At 60.9% G+C, this 19,629-nt stretch carries 18 protein-coding genes; 13 read left to right on the top strand and 5 right to left on the bottom strand.

All coding sequences use genetic code 11. The features are described from left to right. Positions 1-118: 118 nt before the first annotated feature. On the top strand, positions 119-559 hold the full coding sequence (locus AB7933_RS31840; protein WP_024077961.1) for a DUF4399 domain-containing protein: 441 nt from the start codon (positions 119-121) through the stop codon (positions 557-559). Between the two features lie 64 nt (positions 560-623). Here the strand turns inward: AB7933_RS31840 and serA are convergent, their stop codons facing one another. Beyond that, a complete protein-coding gene (serA, locus tag AB7933_RS31835; protein ID WP_024077960.1) occupies positions 624-1,853 on the bottom strand; it encodes a phosphoglycerate dehydrogenase in 1,230 nt (409 codons plus the stop codon). Between the two features lie 205 nt (positions 1,854-2,058). Here serA and AB7933_RS31830 point away from each other — a divergent pair, with 205 nt between their 5' ends. From AB7933_RS31830 to AB7933_RS31815, 4 genes are all read left to right on the top strand, one after another. Next, positions 2,059-3,453 (top strand): FAD-binding oxidoreductase, encoded by a 1,395-nt coding sequence (locus tag AB7933_RS31830; RefSeq protein WP_024077959.1) that lies wholly within the window; start codon positions 2,059-2,061, stop codon positions 3,451-3,453. A gap of 22 nt (positions 3,454-3,475) precedes the next feature. Then, entirely contained in the window at positions 3,476-4,141 is a 666-nt protein-coding gene (locus AB7933_RS31825; protein WP_024077958.1) for a fumarylacetoacetate hydrolase family protein, read from the top strand. 337 nt (positions 4,142-4,478) lie between these two features. Then, positions 4,479-5,405, top strand: a complete 927-nt coding sequence (locus AB7933_RS31820) for an SdiA-regulated domain-containing protein (RefSeq protein WP_024077957.1) — start codon at positions 4,479-4,481, stop codon at positions 5,403-5,405. A gap of 120 nt (positions 5,406-5,525) precedes the next feature. Beyond that, entirely contained in the window at positions 5,526-6,440 is a 915-nt protein-coding gene (locus tag AB7933_RS31815; protein WP_024077956.1) for an SdiA-regulated domain-containing protein, read from the top strand. Positions 6,441-6,564: 124 nt separating this feature from the next. On the opposite strand, the gene rpiA is transcribed toward AB7933_RS31815, so the two are convergent. Next, positions 6,565-7,236, bottom strand: a complete 672-nt coding sequence (rpiA, locus tag AB7933_RS31810; protein WP_024077955.1) for a ribose-5-phosphate isomerase RpiA — start codon at positions 7,234-7,236, stop codon at positions 6,565-6,567. 135 nt (positions 7,237-7,371) lie between these two features. Between rpiA and ilvA the strand changes: the two genes are divergently transcribed. Together ilvA and AB7933_RS31800 are read left to right on the top strand one after the other, a co-directional pair. Then, positions 7,372-8,886 carry a threonine ammonia-lyase, biosynthetic gene (gene ilvA / locus AB7933_RS31805; RefSeq protein ID WP_024077954.1) on the top strand — a complete coding sequence of 505 codons (1,515 nt, stop codon included), beginning with the start codon at positions 7,372-7,374 and terminating at the stop codon, positions 8,884-8,886. 40 nt (positions 8,887-8,926) lie between these two features. Next, positions 8,927-9,340: a DUF2269 family protein gene (locus tag AB7933_RS31800; protein WP_024077953.1), complete on the top strand. Its 414-nt coding sequence runs from the start codon at positions 8,927-8,929 to the stop codon at positions 9,338-9,340. A gap of 103 nt (positions 9,341-9,443) precedes the next feature. On the opposite strand, the gene AB7933_RS31795 is transcribed toward AB7933_RS31800, so the two are convergent. After that, positions 9,444-10,100 (bottom strand): HAD family hydrolase, encoded by a 657-nt coding sequence (locus tag AB7933_RS31795; RefSeq protein ID WP_024077952.1) that lies wholly within the window; start codon positions 10,098-10,100, stop codon positions 9,444-9,446. A gap of 143 nt (positions 10,101-10,243) precedes the next feature. Between AB7933_RS31795 and AB7933_RS31790 the strand changes: the two genes are divergently transcribed. After that, positions 10,244-10,723 (top strand): RNA pyrophosphohydrolase, encoded by a 480-nt coding sequence (locus AB7933_RS31790; RefSeq protein WP_003176750.1) that lies wholly within the window; start codon positions 10,244-10,246, stop codon positions 10,721-10,723. Positions 10,724-10,745: 22 nt separating this feature from the next. Beyond that, on the top strand, positions 10,746-13,025 hold the full coding sequence (gene ptsP / locus AB7933_RS31785) for a phosphoenolpyruvate--protein phosphotransferase (RefSeq protein WP_024077951.1): 2,280 nt from the start codon (positions 10,746-10,748) through the stop codon (positions 13,023-13,025). A 65-nt stretch (positions 13,026-13,090) separates the two neighbouring features. Here the strand turns inward: ptsP and AB7933_RS31780 are convergent, their stop codons facing one another. Then, a complete protein-coding gene (locus tag AB7933_RS31780; protein WP_024077950.1) occupies positions 13,091-13,837 on the bottom strand; it encodes an NRDE family protein in 747 nt (248 codons plus the stop codon). A gap of 122 nt (positions 13,838-13,959) precedes the next feature. Here AB7933_RS31780 and AB7933_RS31775 point away from each other — a divergent pair, with 122 nt between their 5' ends. The 3 genes from AB7933_RS31775 to AB7933_RS31765 all read left to right on the top strand — a co-directional run bounded on the left by AB7933_RS31775 (position 13,960) and on the right by AB7933_RS31765 (position 16,505). After that, the gene (locus tag AB7933_RS31775) at positions 13,960-14,742 is read left to right on the top strand and encodes a sulfite exporter TauE/SafE family protein (RefSeq protein ID WP_024077949.1); all 783 of its coding nucleotides are present in this window, start codon (positions 13,960-13,962) and stop codon (positions 14,740-14,742) included. Between the two features lie 64 nt (positions 14,743-14,806). Further along, a complete protein-coding gene (gene lgt / locus AB7933_RS31770) occupies positions 14,807-15,619 on the top strand; it encodes a prolipoprotein diacylglyceryl transferase (protein WP_024077948.1) in 813 nt (270 codons plus the stop codon). 52 nt (positions 15,620-15,671) lie between these two features. Further along, the gene (locus tag AB7933_RS31765; protein ID WP_024077947.1) at positions 15,672-16,505 is read left to right on the top strand and encodes a thymidylate synthase; all 834 of its coding nucleotides are present in this window, start codon (positions 15,672-15,674) and stop codon (positions 16,503-16,505) included. Between the two features lie 324 nt (positions 16,506-16,829). On the opposite strand, the gene cadR is transcribed toward AB7933_RS31765, so the two are convergent. Further along, positions 16,830-17,279 carry a Cd(II)/Pb(II)-responsive transcriptional regulator gene (gene cadR, locus AB7933_RS31760; protein WP_024077946.1) on the bottom strand — a complete coding sequence of 150 codons (450 nt, stop codon included), beginning with the start codon at positions 17,277-17,279 and terminating at the stop codon, positions 16,830-16,832. An 84-nt stretch (positions 17,280-17,363) separates the two neighbouring features. Here cadR and AB7933_RS31755 point away from each other — a divergent pair, with 84 nt between their 5' ends. Further along, positions 17,364-19,628, top strand: a complete 2,265-nt coding sequence (locus AB7933_RS31755; RefSeq protein WP_024077945.1) for a heavy metal translocating P-type ATPase — start codon at positions 17,364-17,366, stop codon at positions 19,626-19,628. The last annotated feature ends 1 nt before the right edge of the window (position 19,629 follow it).

The raw sequence follows: 19,629 nt of genomic DNA, 5'->3' as shown, positions 1-19,629 counted from the left end.
TTTTTATGTGCGAGGCGCCGTTCAGCATCGCTTTGCTATGGTGTTGAGTGCCTTGGACAGCAATTTGTCGCGAAGTTGTCATAACCCTACAGATTTCACAGAAAAACTGGAGAAGCGAATGAAAGCCCTTTTGTCCCGTGCCACGCTGGCCTCCCTGATGCTGGGTGCTTCGATGTTGGCGAGTGCTGCTGATGTTCCCCGTACACCCGCCCCCAAGGGCGCTGAGGTGTTTATTGTCTCGCCCAAGGATGGCGCGACCGTCGACAAGACCTTCACCGTCAAGTTTGGCGTGAAGGGGCTGGACCTGGAACCGATCGACAAGCAGGTGCCCGGTGCCGGTCACCATCACCTGCTGGTCGACCAGGACGTGACGGCGCTTAAGGCAGACGAGGCTATCCCGGCCACCGCCACCTCGATCCATTTCGGCAAGGCGCAAACCGAAACCGAACTGACACTGGCCCCTGGCAAGCACACCTTGCAACTGGTGGCAGGCGATAACGTGCACCACCAGTTCGAGCCCACTGTAGCCTCGAAAGTAATCACGGTTAACGTCAAGTAAGATTTGTTCAGATGCAAAAAAGGGAGCCCCGAGGGGCTCCCTTTTTCGTGGTGCGGTTGAAGCCTTAGAACAGCACGCGGCTACGGATGGTGCCGTTGATGTGCTGCAGCTTCTCTTGCGCCAAGTCCGAGTACTCGGCGTCGACGTCGATCACCACGTAGCCAACCTTTTCGTTGGTCTGCAGGAACTGACCGGAGATGTTGATGCCGTTTTCCGCGAAGACCTTGTTGATCTCCATCATCACGCCAGGGATGTTCTGGTGGATGTGCAGCAGACGGTGCTTGCCAGGGTGAGCCGGCAGGGCCACTTCCGGGAAGTTGACGGACGAGACCGACGTACCGTTGTCGCTGTACTTGACCAGTTTCTCCGACACTTCCAGGCCAATGTTGGCCTGGGCTTCAGCGGTGGAACCGCCGATGTGCGGGGTCAGGATCACGTTGTCCAGGCCACGCAGCGGGCTTTCGAAGATGTCGTCGTTGGAGCGCGGCTCCACCGGGAACACATCGATGGCGGCGCCGATCAGGTGCTTGTCCTTGATCGCCTCGGCCAGGGCGTCCAGCTCGACCACGGTGCCGCGTGCGGCGTTGATCAGGATCCCGCCTTTCTTGATGGCGCGGATTTCCTTCTCGCCGATCATCCACTGGGTCTCAGCGGTTTCCGGCACGTGCAGGGTGACGATATCGGACATGCCCAGCAGCTCGGTCAGGCTCGACACTTGCGTGGCGTTGCCCAATGGCAGCTTGGTCAGGGTGTCGTAGAAGAACACCTGCATGCCGAGGCCTTCAGCCAGGACCGACAGTTGAGTACCGATCGAGCCGTAACCGACGATACCCAGCTTCTTGCCGCGGATTTCGAAGGAGTTGGCTGCGCTCTTGATCCAGCCGCCACGATGGCAGGAGGCGTTCTTCTCAGGAATACCGCGCAACAGCAGGATCGCCTCGGCCAGCACCAGTTCCGCAACGGAGCGGGTGTTGGAGTACGGTGCGTTGAACACCGCGATGCCGCGCTCGCGCGCTGCGTTGAGGTCGACCTGGTTGGTGCCGATGCAGAAACAGCCGACCGCCACGAGTTTCTTGGCGTGATCGAAGATCTCTTCGGTCAGCTGGGTGCGGGAGCGAATGCCGATAAAGTGCGCGTCGGCGATCTTTTCCTTGAGCTGGGCTTCCGGCAGAGAACTGGTGATGTACTCAATGCTGGAGTACCCGGCGGCCTTCAGTACTTCGACGGCCGATGGGTGGACGCCTTCCAGAAGAAGGAACTTGATCTTGCTCTTATCGAGAGAAGTCTTGCTCATCTGCGTAAACCTGTATCCCGGAGAAAAATGGCAGGGAATCGGATCGCTTAAGCTGACCCGGACGGCAGGAAAGCCGTCACCGCAGAAACGCCTTTGGGCTCTGTCCTGCGGGGGCGGTATGCTAGCATACGCGCCCCGCTAAACACCTATTCCTGCGACGTGAAGCGTTCTCAGGATGACCATGAATTGTTCGAGAGTTCTGTCGATGACCCATCCTGCCCTGATTGATGAGCTAAAGACCCTGGTTGAGCCCGGCAAAGTGCTGACCGATGCAGACTCCCTGGAGGCTTACGGCAAGGATTGGACCAAGCACTTCGCTCCCGCCCCCACCGCCATCGTCTTCCCCAAGACCATCGAGCAGGTGCAGGCCATTGTCCGCTGGGCCAATGAGCACACAGTGGCGCTGGTGCCGTCCGGTGGCCGTACCGGTCTGTCGGCCGCCGCGGTCGCGGCCAATGGCGAAGTGGTCGTCTCGTTCGACTATATGAACCAGATCCTCGAGGTGAACCTCACCGACCGCACCGCCAAGTGCCAGCCGGGGGTAGTCACCAAGCAATTGCAGAACGTCGCCGAAGAAAACGGCTTGTACTACCCGGTGGATTTCGCGTCGTCCGGTTCGAGCCAGATTGGCGGCAATATCGGCACCAATGCCGGCGGGATCAAGGTGATTCGCTACGGCATGACCCGTAACTGGGTGGCCGGCATGAAAGTCGTCACCGGCAAGGGCGATGTGCTGGAGCTGAACCGCGACCTGATCAAGAACGCCACCGGCTACGACATGCGCCAGCTGTTCATCGGTGCTGAAGGCACCCTGGGCTTTGTGGTCGAAGCCACCATGCGCCTGGATCGGGCGCCGAAAAACCTCACCGCCATGGTGCTCGGTACCACCGACTTCGATTCGATCATGCCGGTGCTGCATGCCTTCCAAAGCAAGCTGGACCTGACCGCGTTCGAGTTTTTCTCCGACAAGGCCCTGGCCAAAGTCCTCGGTCGTGGTGATGTGCCTGCACCGTTCGAAACCGAATGCCCGTTCTATGCGCTGCTGGAATTTGAAGCCACCACCGAAGAAGTTGCCAACCATGCCCTGGAAACCTTCGAGCACTGCGTGGAGCAGGGTTGGGTGCTGGACGGCGTGATGAGCCAGAGCGAAACCCAACTGCACAACCTGTGGAAGCTGCGCGAGTACATCTCGGAGACCATTTCCCACTGGACGCCCTACAAGAACGATATCTCGGTGACTGTCTCCAAAGTGCCGGCGTTCTTGAAGGAAATTGACGCGATCGTCGGCGAACACTACCCGGACTTCGAAATCGTCTGGTTCGGCCATATCGGCGACGGCAACCTGCACTTGAACATCCTCAAGCCGGAAAACCTGAGCAAGGACGAGTTCTTCGCCAAGTGCGCCACCGTGAATAAATGGGTATTCGAAACCGTTCAGAAGTACAACGGCTCGATCTCCGCCGAGCATGGCGTGGGCATGACCAAGCGCGATTACCTGACCTACAGCCGCTCGCCGGTTGAAATCGAATACATGAAGGCCGTGAAGGCCGTGTTCGACCCGAAAGGGATCATGAACCCTGGCAAGATCTTCGCTGTTTAACCGCCCCTGAAGGAGTCGTTTCATGAGCTACCAGCACAAGTATGTCGACGGCACCAACATCCACTTTCCTGTGGGTAAAGTGGTGTGTATTGGGCGTAACTACGCCGAACATGCCAAGGAACTGGACAACCCGGTACCGACCGAGCCGTTGTTGTTCATCAAGCCGGGCAGTTGCGTGGTGCCGCTGGAAGGTGGTTTCAGCATTCCGACCGAACGCGGTTCGGTGCACTACGAAGCGGAAATCGCCGTGCTGATCGGCAAGCCCCTGTCGACCAAGCCCAGCCGTGAAGAAGTGCTGGACGCCATCTCCGGCTTCGCCCCGGCCCTGGACCTGACCCTGCGGGACAAGCAGGCTGAGCTCAAAGCCAAGGGCTTGCCGTGGGAAATCGCCAAGTCCTTCGACGGCGCGGCGGTGATTGCCCCGTTCGTGGTCGGCAGTACGTTCCCGGACCTGGCCGATATCGGCATTCGCCTGACCATCAACGGCGAAGTGCGCCAGGACGGCAATAGCGCGCAGATGCTCAACCCGATCGTCCCGATGATCCAGCACATGGCCGGCTGTTTCTCACTGCAAGCTGGCGATGTAATCCTCACCGGCACCCCGGCCGGCGTAGGCCCGCTGAATGTGGGTGATGAATTGGTGCTGGAACTGTCTGGCGTGAACCGCTTCGAAAGCAGCGTTCGCTGAGCGCCTGACGAAACGCGGTAAAAATGTGTGGGGTTGCGCTAACTCTCGCATCCTTGTGGCGAGCGGGCTTGTTGTGGCGAGCGGGCTTGCCCCGCGTTGGGCTGCGAAGCAGCCCCAAAACACAGCCCCGGAGCTGACTGACACACTGCAGCGCTCTTATTGGGGCTGCTGTGCAGCCCAACGCGGGGCAAGCCCGCTCGCCACAGCAAGTCCGCTCGCCACAAATCCAATGTTTTGCATTTTTTTCACACGCTATCCGGATAATCCTCAGCCTCGAACACGCAGGCTCGTCGAGCCTGTGCTATCACCTAATGCTGACTTTCTGGATAAGCGCCCAATGGCTGTGCCCCTGCCTACCCTGACGCCCAAGCGACGTTCGCGTTTTGCCCTGCGCTGGTATTCCTGGCTGTTCCTGGTCGGGGCCATTGTGTATGGCATCGCCTGGGCCATGCATTGGGACAATCGCGGTGTGTTGTGGTTGGTGGAGCGTTTTGAATCGCCCGCCGAGCGCGAGGCCAGTGTCTGGCTACCGGACTATCGCGCCGTGATCGACGCCAAGTTGCTGCCCGGCATGGAGAAGGACGAGGCTTCCGACCTGGCCTATAACCCGCAGACCAAAACCCTGTTTTCGGTCATGGGCAAGAACCCGTTCCTGGTTGAGTTGACCCTGCAAGGCGATGTGCTGCGCAAGATGCCGCTCAACGGTTGGAATAACCCGGAAGGTGTGACTGTCATGGAAAACGGCCTGATGGCCGTGGTGGATGAGCGCCAGCACAGCCTGACCATCATCAAGGTCGACGCCGGTACGACAGCGTTGAACAAGGCGGACTTCTCCAGTTATGACCTGGGGCCGTCCAAAGACCAGAACAAAGCCTTTGAAGCCATCACCTGGGACAAGCGCAACCAGCAACTGGTGCTGGGTGAAGAACGACCGCCGGCGCTGTTCACCTGGAAAAGCGACGGTAGCCAGACCCTGGTCGGCGACAAGCAAAAGCTGGCCAGCACCGAGCTGGACATGCGCAACCTCTCGGCCCTGGCCGTCGACCCGCGTACCGGGCACTTGCTGGTGCTGTCGGCGGACTCCCACCTGTTGCTGGAACTGGACGAGAAGGGCAAGCAGGTCAGCTTCATGACCTTGCTCGGCGGCTTCAATGGCCTGAAAGACACCATCCCCCGCGCGGAAGGGGTGACCATGGACGAGAGTGGCAACCTGTACTTTGTCAGTGAGCCAAACCTGTTCTATCGCTTCGAGAAGCGGAAATAGCAGACCGATTACGTCGGATGCGTCTCTATGAGCGGCATTCGCCAGACAGTCCGGTGCGTTTAAGTTTAAATTCAGGCGACCTTGATATCTATTCGCCAGTTTTTCTTCGAGCCCGCCCCGATGCGCCGATTTGCCCGCCCCAAACCTGCATTGTTTATCCTGCTGTTGATTGCGCTGGTTTCCGTCGGCGTCTTTGCGCAACAGTTTCGTCTGTTCGAGCGCGCCTGGTTCAACTGGAAAGCGTGGCGCCAGCCTGCCGACGAGCGCTCCATCGGCCTGGCGGATTATCGGGTCGCCCTCGAAGCCCAGGTGATCGAGGGGCTCGACGACGATGTTTCAGCGCTCACCTACGACCCGGTGCGCAACAGCCTGTTTACTGTCACCAATAAAAACGCCGAACTGATCGAACTATCCCTGCAGGGCAAGATCCTGCGACGCATTCCCCTGGTGGGGTTTGGCGATGCCGAAGCCGTGGAGTTCATCAGCGACAACATCTACGTCATCAGCGATGAGCGCCAGCAACGCCTGATCAAGGTGCATGTGGACGACGACACCCAATTCCTCGACGCGGCCGACGCGGAGCAGATGACCCTGGGCATGCATGTCGGCGGCAACAAGGGGTTCGAAGGGTTGGCCTATGACTCGGTTGGCAAGCGCCTGTTTGTCGCCAAGGAGCGCGACCCGATGCTGATCTACGAGGTCCACGGCTTTCCCCATTTCAAACCGGAAAAAACCTACTCAGTGCACGTGGTCAACAACCCCAGGCGCGATGCCGGGTTGTTTGTGCGCGACCTTTCAAGCTTGCAATACGATGAGCGCAGCGGTCATTTGCTGGCGCTGTCGGATGAGTCGTTCCTGGTGTTGGAGCTGGATATCGATGGACGGCCATTAAGCAGTTTGTCGCTGCTCAAAGGGCGCCATGGCCTGGGCAAGCGCGTGCCGCAGGCCGAAGGGATCGCCATGGATGACGAGGGCACGTTGTACCTGGTCAGCGAGCCGAACCTGTTCTATGTGTTCAAGAAACCCAATCTCTGAGGCACCGCCGATCAAAAATGTGGGAGGGGGCTTGCCCCCGATAGCGATGTGTCAGTCGACATCTACTTGACTTAGGCACCGCCATCGGGGGCAAGCCACCTCCCACACTGGATTTGTGGTGTTCTCAGGCCTTGAGGGTTTTCACGCCTTCGGGCGTGCCCAGCAGCAGCACATCAGCCGGACGCGCAGCGAACAGGCCGTTGGTGACCACGCCGACGATGGCGTTGATTTGAGTCTCAAGCTCCACCGGGTTGGTGATTTGCATGTTGAACACGTCGAGGATGATGTTGCCGTTGTCGGTCAACACGCCTTCGCGGTACACCGGGTCGCCGCCCAGTTTCACCAGTTCGCGGGCCACGTGGCTGCGGGCCATGGGGATCACTTCCACCGGCAGCGGGAACGCGCCGAGCACCGGCACCAGCTTGCTGGCGTCGGCGATGCAGATAAAGGTCTTGGCCACGGCCGCGACGATCTTCTCGCGGGTCAGGGCCGCGCCGCCGCCCTTGATCAGGTTCAGGTGCGCGTCGCTTTCATCGGCACCGTCGACATAGAACTCCAGGTCGCTCACGGTATTGAGCTCGTACACCGGAATGCCATGGCCCTTGAGGCGCGCGGCGGTGGCTTCGGAACTGGCCACGGCGCCATCGAATGCGCCCTTGTGCTTGGCCAGCGCATCGATAAAGCAGTTGGCGGTGGAGCCGGTGCCGACACCGACGATGCTCTTGTCGTCGAGTTTAGGAAGGATTAAATCGACGGCGGCCTGGGCCACTGCCTGTTTGAGTTGATCCTGGGTCATGCGGGCTCCGGAACGGGCGGGGAGTAAAGAGGGCGCGAGTATAACCCAACAAAACCTCGGGATTCGTGTGGTCGTACGGCCAAAAGCCGGGTTAGACTCCTCGACCCTGCCCAACCCGCCCAGTGATGCTTTCCGATGCTTGAACAGTACGTCAAAAAGATCCTCACCTCGCGCGTTTACGACGTTGCCGTGGAAACTCCATTGCAGACCGCCCGCCAGCTCTCCGAGCGGCTGGGCAACAAGGTCTGGCTCAAGCGTGAAGACTTGCAGCCGGTGTTCTCATTCAAGATTCGCGGTGCGTATAACAAGCTGACCCAGTTGACGGACGAAGAGCGTGCGCGCGGCGTGGTCACCGCCTCGGCCGGCAACCATGCCCAGGGCCTGGCCCTGGCAGCCAAGGTGCTGGGGGTCAAGGCCACTATCGTAATGCCCAAGACCACCCCGGAGATCAAGGTCGAAGGCGTGCGCTCCCGTGGCGGCAAGGTGGTGCTGCACGGTGATTCCTTCCCGGAAGCCCTGGCCTACTCGCTGAAGCTGGTCGATGAAAAAGGCTACGTCTACATCCACCCCTATGACGATCCGCACACCATTGCCGGGCAGGGCACTGTGGCCATGGAGATCCTGCGCCAGCACCCAGGGCCGCTGGATGCGATCTTCGTTCCGGTGGGCGGCGGCGGGCTGATCGCGGGTATCGCGGCGTACGTGAAATACCTGCGCCCGGAAATCAAGATCATCGGCGTCGAGCCGGACGACTCCAACTGCCTGCAAGCCGCGATGGCGGCGGGCGAACGTGTGGTACTGCCGACCGTGGGCATTTTTGCCGATGGCGTGGCGGTGGCGCAGATCGGCCAGTACACCTTCGATATCTGCAAGGACTATGTGGATGAAGTGATCACCGTCAGCACCGATGAAATCTGTGCGGCGATCAAGGACATCTACGACGATACCCGTTCGATCACCGAGCCGGCCGGCGCGCTGGGCGTGGCCGGTATCAAGAAGTACGTCGAGACCCGTGGCATCACCGGGCAAACCCTGGTGGCCATCGACTCGGGGGCCAACGTCAACTTCGACCGCCTGCGCCATGTGGCCGAGCGCGCTGAGTTGGGTGAGGGGCGCGAAGCCATTATCGCCGTGACCATCCCGGAAAAACCGGGCAGCTTCAAAGCGTTCTGCGAGGCCGTGGGCAAGCGCCAGATCACCGAATTCAACTACCGCTACCACTCCGGCAGCGAGGCGCACATCTTTGTCGGCGTGCAGACCCACCCGGAAAACGACCCGCGCAGCGCGTTGATCGCCAGCCTCACCGGCAAGGGCTTTCCGGTGCTGGACCTGACCGAAAACGAGCTGGCCAAGTTGCACATCCGCCATATGGTTGGCGGGCATGCGGCCAAAGTCAGCGATGAAGTGGTGTTGCGCTTCGAGTTCCCGGAGCGCCCCGGCGCGCTGTTCAACTTCCTGAATAAGCTGGGCGGGCGCTGGAATATCTCGATGTTCCACTATCGCAACCATGGCGCGGCTGATGGCCGTGTGGTCGCCGGCTTGCAAGTGCCGGCGGACGAGCGCCACTTGGTGCCTGCAGCCCTTGAAGCCATCGGCTACCCGTACTGGGATGAAAGTGATAACCCGGCGTACCAACTGTTCCTCGGTTGAACGACTACGCTGATTGGGCGGCCTTTAAGGAATCGAAACCATGGAAACCCTGACCACCCTGAAAGTTATCCACATTGCGGCCACTGCGTTATTGCTGCTCAGCGGCCTGGGCCTGGCACTGCTGGCCTGGCGCAAACGCAGTGCCGGCCCGGCGGTTACCGTGCAACGCCCATGGGTGTTCGTGTGGTTGCTGATGGGGGTCTGCCTGCTCAGCATGCCGTTTACCGGCTGGTGGCTGGCGCACTTGATCGGCTGGCCGCTGGGGCAGACCTGGATCCTGGGCTCCAGCATCCTCTACACCGTCGCGGCGCTGGCCTGGTTCTGGCTGGTGGCGCGGCTCAATCGCCTGCGCAAGGGCGAGGGCGGCAGCCTGAATTTCACCCTGGTCCTGGCAGTGGTCAGCTTGGTGGGGTTTGTAGCGATTGCGGGGTTGATGGGCGCCAAGCCGGTTTAGGGTTTTAGACCGCGTCTACCTTATCGGGGGGGGCAAGCCCCTCCCACATGTTGATTTGTGAATGTGCTCGAGTGTGGGAGGGGGCTTGCCCCCGATAGGGCCATCAGCTACGCAGCGTAATCACCGGCCAACCACGCTTCTCGGCTTCAGCGCGCAGATTCGGGTCCGGATCCACCGCCACCGGGTGGGTCACCTGTTCCAGCAGCGGCAGGTCATTCATCGAATCGCTGTAAAAATAGCTGCCTTCCAGGCTATGCCCGGTCTCTTCCAGCCAACGATTCAAGCGTGTCACCTTGCCTTCACGGAAGCACGGCACATCGGTGCTGCGCCCGGTGTAGCGGCCGTCTTCCATCTCGCATTCGGTGGCGATCAGGGCGTCTACGCCCAGGCGTGCGGCAATTGGCGCGGTGACGAACCGGTTGGTGGCGGTGATGATCACCAACTTGTCGCCGGCATCGCGGTGTTTGGCCAGCAGTTCCAATGCCTGCGGCAACATGATCGGCTCGATGCAGTCGCGCATATAGTCGTTGTGCCACTCGTCCAGCTGGGCCATCTCGGTGCGGCCGAGGATTTCCAGACAAAAGTTCAGGTAGGCCGCGTTATCCAGTTGGCCGGCCAGGTAGTCCTGGTAGAACTCATCGTTGCGAGCCTTGTAGGCCACCGGGTCGAGAATCCCGCGTTCGCAGAGGTAATCGCCCCAGGCGTGATCGCTGTCACCCCCCAGGAGCGTGTTGTCCAAGTCGAATAAAGCCAGGCGCATTGCAGTTACTCGCTGAAAAGTCTGTAAAAAGGCGTCCAGAATACGGTCTTTTCACAAGAGTGCACATAAGGTAAGAAGCCTCGTTGCCGCTGGATCAACCTTTGTGGAACAATGCGGCGACATGCGTTTGCGAGGTTGTTGCCGTGATCGACCCCGATGGTTTCCGTCCTAATGTCGGGATTATTCTTACGAATGATGCCGGACAGGTGCTATGGGCTCGCCGAATCAACCAAGATGCCTGGCAGTTTCCTCAAGGTGGAATCAACCCCGACGAAACCCCTGAAGACGCCTTGTACCGTGAGTTGAACGAAGAAGTCGGCCTTGAGCGTGAAGATGTGCAAATTCTGGCCTGTACCCGCGGCTGGTTGCGCTATCGTTTGCCGCAACGTCTGGTGCGTACCCACAGCCAACCGCTGTGCATCGGCCAGAAGCAGAAATGGTTTCTCCTGCGCCTGATCTCCAACGAGCAGCGGGTGCGGATGGATTTGACCGGTAAACCGGAGTTCGATGGCTGGCGCTGGGTCAGCTATTGGTACCCGTTGGGCCAGGTGGTGACATTCAAGCGCGAGGTTTATCGTCGCGCTCTCAAAGAGCTTGCCCCGCGCCTTTTAGCGCGCGACTGACGACGGAGTTCGACCCCGAGCCATGCTCAATACGCTGCGCAAGATCGTCCAGGAAGTTAACTCCGCCAAGGATCTCAAGGCGGCGTTGGGGATTATTGTGTTGCGCGTCAAGGAAGCCATGGGCAGCCAGGTCTGCTCGGTTTACCTGCTGGACCCAGAGACCAACCGTTTTGTGCTGATGGCCACCGAGGGCTTGAACAAGCGCTCCATTGGCAAGGTCAGCATGGCACCCAATGAGGGTCTGGTGGGCCTGGTGGGGACGCGTGAAGAACCCCTGAACCTTGAACACGCCGCTGATCACCCGCGGTATCGCTACTTCGCCGAGACCGGTGAAGAGCGCTACGCCTCGTTCCTCGGCGCACCGATTATCCACCACCGCCGCGTCGTTGGCGTGTTGGTCATCCAGCAGAAAGAACGCCGCCAGTTCGACGAAGGTGAAGAAGCCTTCCTCGTGACCATGAGCGCGCAACTGGCCGGGGTTATCGCCCACGCCGAGGCCACTGGCTCGATTCGCGGCCTGGGGCGCCAGGGCAAGGGCATCCAGGAAGCCAAGTTCGTCGGCGTGCCGGGTTCGCCGGGCGCTGCGGTGGGTACGGCGGTGGTCATGCTGCCACCGGCCGACCTCGATGTGGTGCCGGACAAGACCGTCATCGACATCGACGCCGAGATCAAGCTGTTCAAGACCGCCCTCGAAGGCGTGCGCGCCGACATGCGCAACCTGTCGAACAAGCTGGCCACCCAGCTGCGCCCCGAAGAGCGCGCGCTGTTCGACGTGTACCAGATGATGCTCGACGACGCGTCCCTGGGTAACGAAGTCAAGACCGTGATCAAGACCGGCCAGTGGGCCCAGGGCGCGTTGCGCCAGGTGGTCACCGATCACGTCAACCGCTTTGAAATGATGGATGACGCCTACCTGCGTGAACGCGCTTCGGATGTGCGCGACCTGGGTCGCCGTCTGCTGGCTTATCTGCAGGAAGATCGCACCACCAACATGGTCTTCCCCGATAACACCATCCTGGTCAGTGAAGAACTGACGGCCACTCAGCTTGGCGAAGTGCCAGAAGGCAAGCTGGTGGGCCTGGTTTCGGTATTGGGTTCGGGCAACTCCCACGTCGCGATCCTGGCTCGCGCCATGGGCATTCCGACCGTGATGGGCCTGGTGGACTTGCCTTATTCCAAGGTCGACGGCATCGACATGATCGTCGATGGCCATCGTGGCGAGGTCTACACCAACCCCAGCGATGTGCTGCGCAAGCAATTCGCCGAGGTGGTGGAAGAAGAGAAACAACTGGCGCAAGGCCTCGATTCGTTGCGCGAGCTGCCCTGCGTCACCCTCGACGGCCACCGCGTGCCGCTGCTGGTCAACACCGGCCTGCTCGCCGATGTCGCGCGCGCGCAACAGCGCGGGGCCGAAGGGGTGGGGCTGTACCGCACCGAAGTGCCGTTCATGATCAACCAGCGTTTCCCGAGTGAGAAGGAGCAGCTGGCGATTTATCGCGAGCAATTGCAGGCCTTCCACCCGTTACCGGTGACCATGCGCAGCCTGGACATCGGCGGCGACAAGTCACTGTCTTATTTCCCGATCAAGGAAGACAACCCCTTCCTCGGCTGGCGCGGTATTCGCGTCACCCTCGACCATCCCGAGATTTTCCTCGTACAAACCCGCGCCATGCTCAAGGCCAGCGAAGGCTTGAATAACCTGCGCATCCTGCTGCCGATGATCTCCGGCACCCATGAGCTGGAAGAGGCCCTGCACCTGATTCACCGTGCCTGGGGCGAAGTGCGCGACGAAGGTGCCGACGTACCGATGCCGCCGATTGGCGTGATGATCGAAATCCCGGCGGCGGTCTACCAGGCCAAGGAGCTGGCGCGGCAGGTGGACTTCCTCTCGGTCGGTTCCAACGACTTGACCCAGTACCTGCTGGCCGTGGACCGCAACAACCCACGGGTGGCCGACCTCTACGACTACCTGCACCCGGCCGTCCTGCAAGCCCTGCAACACGTGGTGCGCGACGCCCATGCCGAAGGCAAGCCGGTGAGCATCTGCGGTGAAATGGCCGGCGACCCGGCCGCAGCAGTGCTGTTGATGGCGATGGGCTTTGACAGCCTGTCGATGAACGCCACCAACTTGCCGAAAGTGAAGTGGATGCTGCGCCAGATCAACCTGAGCCGGGCCAAGGACTTGCTGGCGGAGTTGATGACCATCGACAACCCGCAAGTGATCCACAGCTCGCTGCAATTGGCGCTGAAGAACCTGGGGCTGACGCGGATGATCAATCCGGCTTCCGCCAAGACCCTCTAAAGCCTGGTGCCGATGAGAAAGGTGGGAGGGGGCTTGCTCCCTCCCACATTGGTTTTGTGGTGTGCCTAGAGCGTGAGTTCGACTTCGCCGAGTCGGCCACCATGGGGTCCGAAACTACGCTCCACCATCCGCCGCGTGCCATCGGCATTTACAATCAACGCCGTACTCGCCCGTGTCCCATAACTTGGGCTGGCGATAAACACGCTCGATAACAGGCTTTCAGTCGCCAACCCCACGCCGGTATCCGGCAACTCCGCAAATGGCGCTGTCAGCGGGTCGCTCAAGATCTGCAGCAACGCGTCCGGCTGCGGGTCGTCCAGGACTTCGATCAATGCTGACTTGGCCTTGAGCAGCTTCGGCCAGGGCGTATCCAGCCCTGCATTGGATAGCCCGTACACGCCAGGCGCCAACAGGCTGGGCGCAGTGTCCCGGGCGTTGTAATGCCACAACTCATCCCGCGTGCCCACCAGCAGGTTAAACCCGGCATATTCAATCGATCGGCCGTTAACGTCGGCCAAGTAGTCATCAATGGGCAGTGAACCGCTGAGAAACCGCGCCACCAATTCACCGCGCGACTTGCGCGCGGGCGGTTGGTGCGGGTCGCGGATATTGGTCAGGGCGGCGAATCGCCCATCGGTATTGACCCCCAGCCAGGTGCCGCCCGCTTCCTGGTCGCGACCGGCGTACACATCGGGCGCATCCAGCCACTGGGCCAGCGGCAGGCTGGGGCGGGCGTAGAACTCATCACGGTTGGCCGCGACGATCAGCGGTTGGGCGTGGCCCGGCCGCCAGGCGAAAACAATCAGGCACATCAGGCGATTCCCCTTTGTGTTTTTTTGTCACTCTACCCACACCGGCAGCGGCGTTCCATCGTATCCAGTTGGGTCGCATGCCTTCCATCCGTTAACATGCCGGACTTGGTTGGGGGGCTCCCATGGAATTTCTGCTGTATTTGCTGCTGGGTGCCTGTGCGGGCGTGCTCGCCGGGCTGTTTGGCGTGGGGGGCGGGATCATTATCGTGCCGGTGCTGGTGTTCAGTTTCACCTTGCAGGGCTTTGACTCGCAGGTGCTGACCCACCTGGCCGTGGGCACTTCCCTGGCGACGATCATATTTACCTCGATCAATGCCGTGCGTGAGCATCACCGACGCGGCGCGGTGCGTTGGCCGATATTCGTGTGGATGACGGTCGGCATCTTGATCGGCGCAGGCTTCGGCGCGCTGACGGCCGAGGCGATCTCCGGCCCGCATTTGCAGAAGATCATTGGCGTGTTCGCATTGATCGTCGCCGTGCAGCTGGCCCTGGAGGTCAAGCCCAAGGCCAGCCGGACGGTACCCGGCAAGGTCGGCCTGACCCTGGCCGGTACGGTGATCGGCTGGGCCTCGGCGATTTTCGGCATCGGCGGCGGCTCGCTGACCGTACCGTTTTTGACCTGGCGCAGCGTGCCGATGCAGCAAGCGGTGGCCACCTCATCGGCCTGCGGCCTGCCGATCGCCGTGGCCAGCGCGTTAAGTTTCATGATTCTGGGCTGGCATGACCCGCTGTTGCCCGCTCATAGTCTAGGGTTCGTGTATTTGCCGGCACTGCTGGGCATTGCCTTGACCAGCATGGTGTTCGCCCGCTTCGGCGCACGCCTGGCGCACCGCTTGTCGCCGCGTCTGTTGAAGCGGCTGTTCGCCGGTCTGTTGTTTTGTGTCGGTTTGAATTTTTTGCTGTAACGCAGGCTTAATCGCGCCCGGGCATGGTCCGGCGCCATAACGAATGATTTAACGAGGAGTCGCAATGCTGCCTTACCCGCAGATCGACCCGGTGGCCCTGGCCATCGGTCCGCTGAAAATCCACTGGTACGGGTTGATGTACCTGATCGGCATCGGCGGCGCCTGGCTGCTGGCCTCTCGGCGTTTGAACCGTTTTGACCCGACCTGGACCAAGGAAAAACTCTCCGACATGGTGTTCTGGCTGTCGATGGGGGTGATTGTCGGCGGGCGACTGGGGTATGTGCTGTTCTACGATCTCTCGGCGTATATCGCCAACCCGACGCTGATCTTCGAAGTGTGGAAGGGTGGCATGGCGTTCCACGGCGGGTTTATCGGCGTGATGATCGCCGCCTGGTGGTTTGGCCGGCGCAACGGCAAGTCGTTTTTCCAACTGATGGATTTCGTCGCACCGCTGGTGCCGATCGGCCTGGGTGCCGGGCGTATCGGTAACTTCATCAACGCCGAGTTGTGGGGCAAGCCGACCGACGTGCCGTGGGCCATGGTGTTCCCGCCGTTCAGCGACCCGGCACAGCTGCCGCGCCATCCGTCGCAGCTTTACCAGTTCGCCCTGGAAGGGGTGGCACTGTTCCTTATCCTGTACCTCTTCTCGCGCAAACCACGTCCCACCATGGCGGTGTCGGGTATGTTCGCGTTGTTCTACGGGATCTTCCGTTTCATCGTCGAGTTCGTGCGCGTGCCGGATGCGCAACTGGGCTACCTGGCGTGGGGCTGGCTGACCATGGGCCAGATCCTCAGCCTGCCGATGATCCTGGCCGGCCTGGGCTTGCTGTGGTGGGCCTACAACCGCCCGCAACCGCTGAAGAACACCGCGCTTTAAATTCGAACGCCGAGGCCTGCGAGGTCTCGGCTTCAACGATACGGGTAATGACATGAAGCAATATCTCGAACTACTGAACGACGTCGTGACCAATGGCCTGACCAAAGGCGACCGTACCGGCACCGGCACCAAGGCCGTGTTCGCCCGTCAGTATCGGCATAACTTGGCCGACGGCTTCCCGTTGCTGACCACCAAGAAGCTTCACTTCAAGAGCATCGCCAACGAGCTGATCTGGATGTTGAGCGGTAACACCAACATCAAGTGGCTGAACGAAAACGGCGTGAGAATCTGGGACGAGTGGGCCACCGAAGAAGGTGACCTGGGCCCGGTGTACGGCGAACAGTGGACCGCCTGGCCGACCAAGGATGGCGGCACGATCAACCAGATCGACTACATGGTGCACACGCTCAAGACCAACCCCAACAGCCGTCGCATCCTGTTCCACGGCTGGAACGTCGAGTACCTGCCGGACGAAACCAAGAGCCCGCAGGAAAACGCGCGCAACGGCAAACAAGCCCTGCCACCGTGCCACCTGCTGTACCAGGCGTTCGTGCATGACGGCCATCTGTCGATGCAGTTGTACATCCGCAGCTCCGACGTGTTCCTCGGCCTGCCCTACAACACCGCCGCGCTGGCGCTGCTGACCCATATGCTGGCGCAGCAATGCGACCTGATCCCTCATGAGATCATCGTCACCACCGGCGACACCCACGCCTACAGCAACCATATGGAACAGATCCGGACCCAGCTGGCGCGCACGCCGAAGAAGCTGCCGGAACTGGTGATCAAGCGTAAGCCGGCGTCGATCTACGACTACAGGTTCGAAGACTTTGAAATCGTGGGCTACGACGCCGACCCAAGCATCAAGGCCGACGTGGCTATCTAACGTCGGTCTCGGTTCCACTGTGGGAGGGGGCTTGCCCCCGATTGCAGTATGTCAGCCACCTAATACTTAGCTGATCCACTGCTATCGGAGGCAAGCCCTAATGCCGTTCAGTTAAGCGTACATCGCCTTCTGTAGGAGCGAGCTTGCTCGCGAAAAACGTCAACGATAACGCGTGTTTCCTGAGTGAACGCGGCGCCTGTGAGTTCTTCGCGAGCAAGCTCGCTCCTACAAAAAAGCCTTAACTATGTCAGCCACCTAATACTTAGCTGATCCACTGCTATCGGAGGCAAGCCCCCTCCCACATTTGATCTGTGTCGCCTTGAGTCAGTGGCCGTGGCTTCTGCCCACGTGCGAAGGCTCAGCCTCGCTGGCAGCGACACCGCCGCTGACCTCCAGCCGCTGCAAAATCCCGCACTGGTCCAGCTCCGGCCCGCTGCCACAGCGCTGGCGCAGGTCGATCAACTGTTCCTGCAACGCCAGCAGCCCATCGATCCGCGCTTTCACATGGTGGATATGCTCATCGATCAATGCATTCACGTTTTCACACTGGTCCTGCGGGCTGTCGCGCAGCCCGAGCAGGCTGCGGATTTCTTCCAGGGTCATGTCGAGGCTGCGGCAATTGCGGATAAACACCAGCCGTTCGGTGTGCGCCTGGGTGTACACACGGTAGTTGGCCTCGGTGCGCGCCGGGGGCGGCAGCAGGCCTTCCTTCTCGTAATAACGGATGGTTTCCACCGGGCAGTCGGTCAGTTTGGCCAGTTCGCCGATCTTCATCGCAGCAATCTCCAAATGGGTGCTTGACCCTATAGTGGCTACAGGGTCTTTACTTGGCAACAGGCACCTTACGGACGCGACCTGATGAGCGACTCCTTCCACACCCCGCATAAGCATGACCACGATCACGACCATGAGCACGATCATGCTCCGAAGAAACTTACGCCCGTGCATGATCACGGCCACGGCGGCTCCTGCTGCTCCGGTACCCCGGCGCCTGCATTGGTGCGACTGAGCGATGCCCAGACCGCCGGCTCACGCCTGAGCACCTTCCGTATCGAAGCCATGGACTGCCCCACCGAGCAAACGCTGATCCAGAACAAACTGGGCAAGTTGGCCGGTGTGCAGCAACTGGAGTTCAACCTGATCAACCGCATACTCGGCGTCACCCATGACCTGCCGAGCACCGCGTCGATTGTCGAGGCCATCAAATCCCTGGGCATGCACGCCGATCCGATCGAAGAGGGCGTCCCGGCCGCCGAGCCGCCAGCCAAGAAGCACTGGTGGCCGCTGGCGCTGTCTGGCGTGGGCGCACTGGGCGCCGAAGTGTTGCACTTTACCAATGCCGCGCCGACCTGGGTGATCGCCATCGTGGCGCTGGTATCGATCCTCAGTGGCGGCCTCACCACCTATAAAAAGGGTTGGATAGCCCTGAAAAACCTCAACCTGAACATCAACGCGCTGATGAGTATCGCGGTCACCGGCGCGATCCTGATTGGCCAGTGGCCAGAAGCGGCGATGGTGATGTTCCTGTTCACCGTGGCCGAGTTGATCGAAGCCAAGTCCCTGGACCGGGCGCGCAACGCGATCAGCGGCTTGATGCAGATGACGCCGGAGCAGGCCACGGTACGGCAGGCGGATGGATCGTGGGGCGTACAACCGGTCAAAAACATCGAACTGGGTGCAATCGTGCGGGTTCGACCTGGCGAGCGCATTGGCCTGGACGGCGAAGTTACCGCCGGCCAATCCACTGTCGACCAGGCGCCGATCACCGGCGAAAGCCTGCCGATTGAGAAGGCAGCGGGCGATAAGGTCTTTGCCGGCACTATCAACCAGGCCGGCTCCCTGGAATACAAGGTGACGGCGGCAGCCAACAATTCCACGCTGGCGCGGATCATCCACGCGGTGGAACAGGCCCAGGGCGCGCGTGCACCGACCCAGCGCTTTGTCGACAGCTTCGCGAGGATCTACACCCCGGCTGTGTTCCTGTTCGCGCTGGGCGTGGCGTTGATCCCGCCGCTGTTCATGGCCGGCATGTGGTTTGACTGGATCTACCGCGCGCTGGTGCTGCTGGTGGTCGCGTGCCCCTGCGCGCTGGTGATCTCCACCCCGGTGACCATTGTCAGCGGCCTGGCCGCCGCGGCGCGCAAAGGCATCCTGATCAAGGGCGGCGTGTACCTGGAGGGCGGTTACAAGCTCGACTACCTGGCCCTCGACAAGACCGGCACCCTTACCCACGGCAAGCCGGTGCAAACCGATTACCTGGCGCTGTTCCCGAATGTCGAAGACAGCGCACCGGCCCTGGCCGCGAGTTTGGCCGCGCGGTCCGATCACCCGGTGTCCCTGGCGATCGCCTTGGCGGCTGTGGATAAAAACCTGGCGACCCACGCTGTGGATAACTTCGCAGCGCTGGCCGGTCGCGGTGTGCGCGGCGATATCAACGGTCAAACCTACCACCTGGGCAACCACCGCCTGGTGGAAGACCTGGGCCTGTGTTCGCCAGCCCTGGAAGAAAAACTCTTCGCCCTGGAAAAACAAGGCAAGTCCGTGGTGCTGCTGCTCGACACATCCGGCCCGCTGGCGCTGTTCGCCGTGGCCGATACGGTCAAGGACAGCAGCCGCGAAGCCATCCAGCAGTTGCATGAGCTGGGCATCAAGACCCTGATGCTCACCGGCGACAACACCCACACCGCCCAGGCGATCGCAGCCCAGGTCGGCATCGACCAGGCCCAGGGCGACCTGTTGCCCACCGATAAACTGCAAGCCATCGAAACCCTCTACGGCCAAGGCCACCGCGTGGGCATGGTCGGCGACGGCATCAACGACGCCCCGGCCCTGGCTCGCGCCGAGATCGGTTTTGCCATGGCCGCCGCGGGCACGGATACCGCCATCGAGACCGCCGACGTCGCCTTGATGGACGATGACTTGCGCAAGATTCCCGCATTCATTCGGTTGTCGCGGCAAACGTCGAGTATCCTCAAGCAGAACATCGCCCTGGCGCTGGTGATCAAGGCCATCTTCCTGGCCGTTACCTTCCTGGGCATGGCCACCATGTGGATGGCGGTGTTCGCCGACATGGGCGTGAGCCTGCTGGTGGTATTCAATGGCCTGCGCCTGCTGCGCAAATAGA

Origin of the sequence: Pseudomonas gorinensis, assembly GCF_042015035.1 — a bacterium.
GTDB classification, from domain to species: Bacteria; Pseudomonadota; Gammaproteobacteria; order Pseudomonadales; family Pseudomonadaceae; genus Aquipseudomonas; species Aquipseudomonas gorinensis.
The sequence above is the reverse complement of the archived record's forward strand: the minus strand, read 5'-3'. Positions and strand labels throughout refer to the sequence as shown.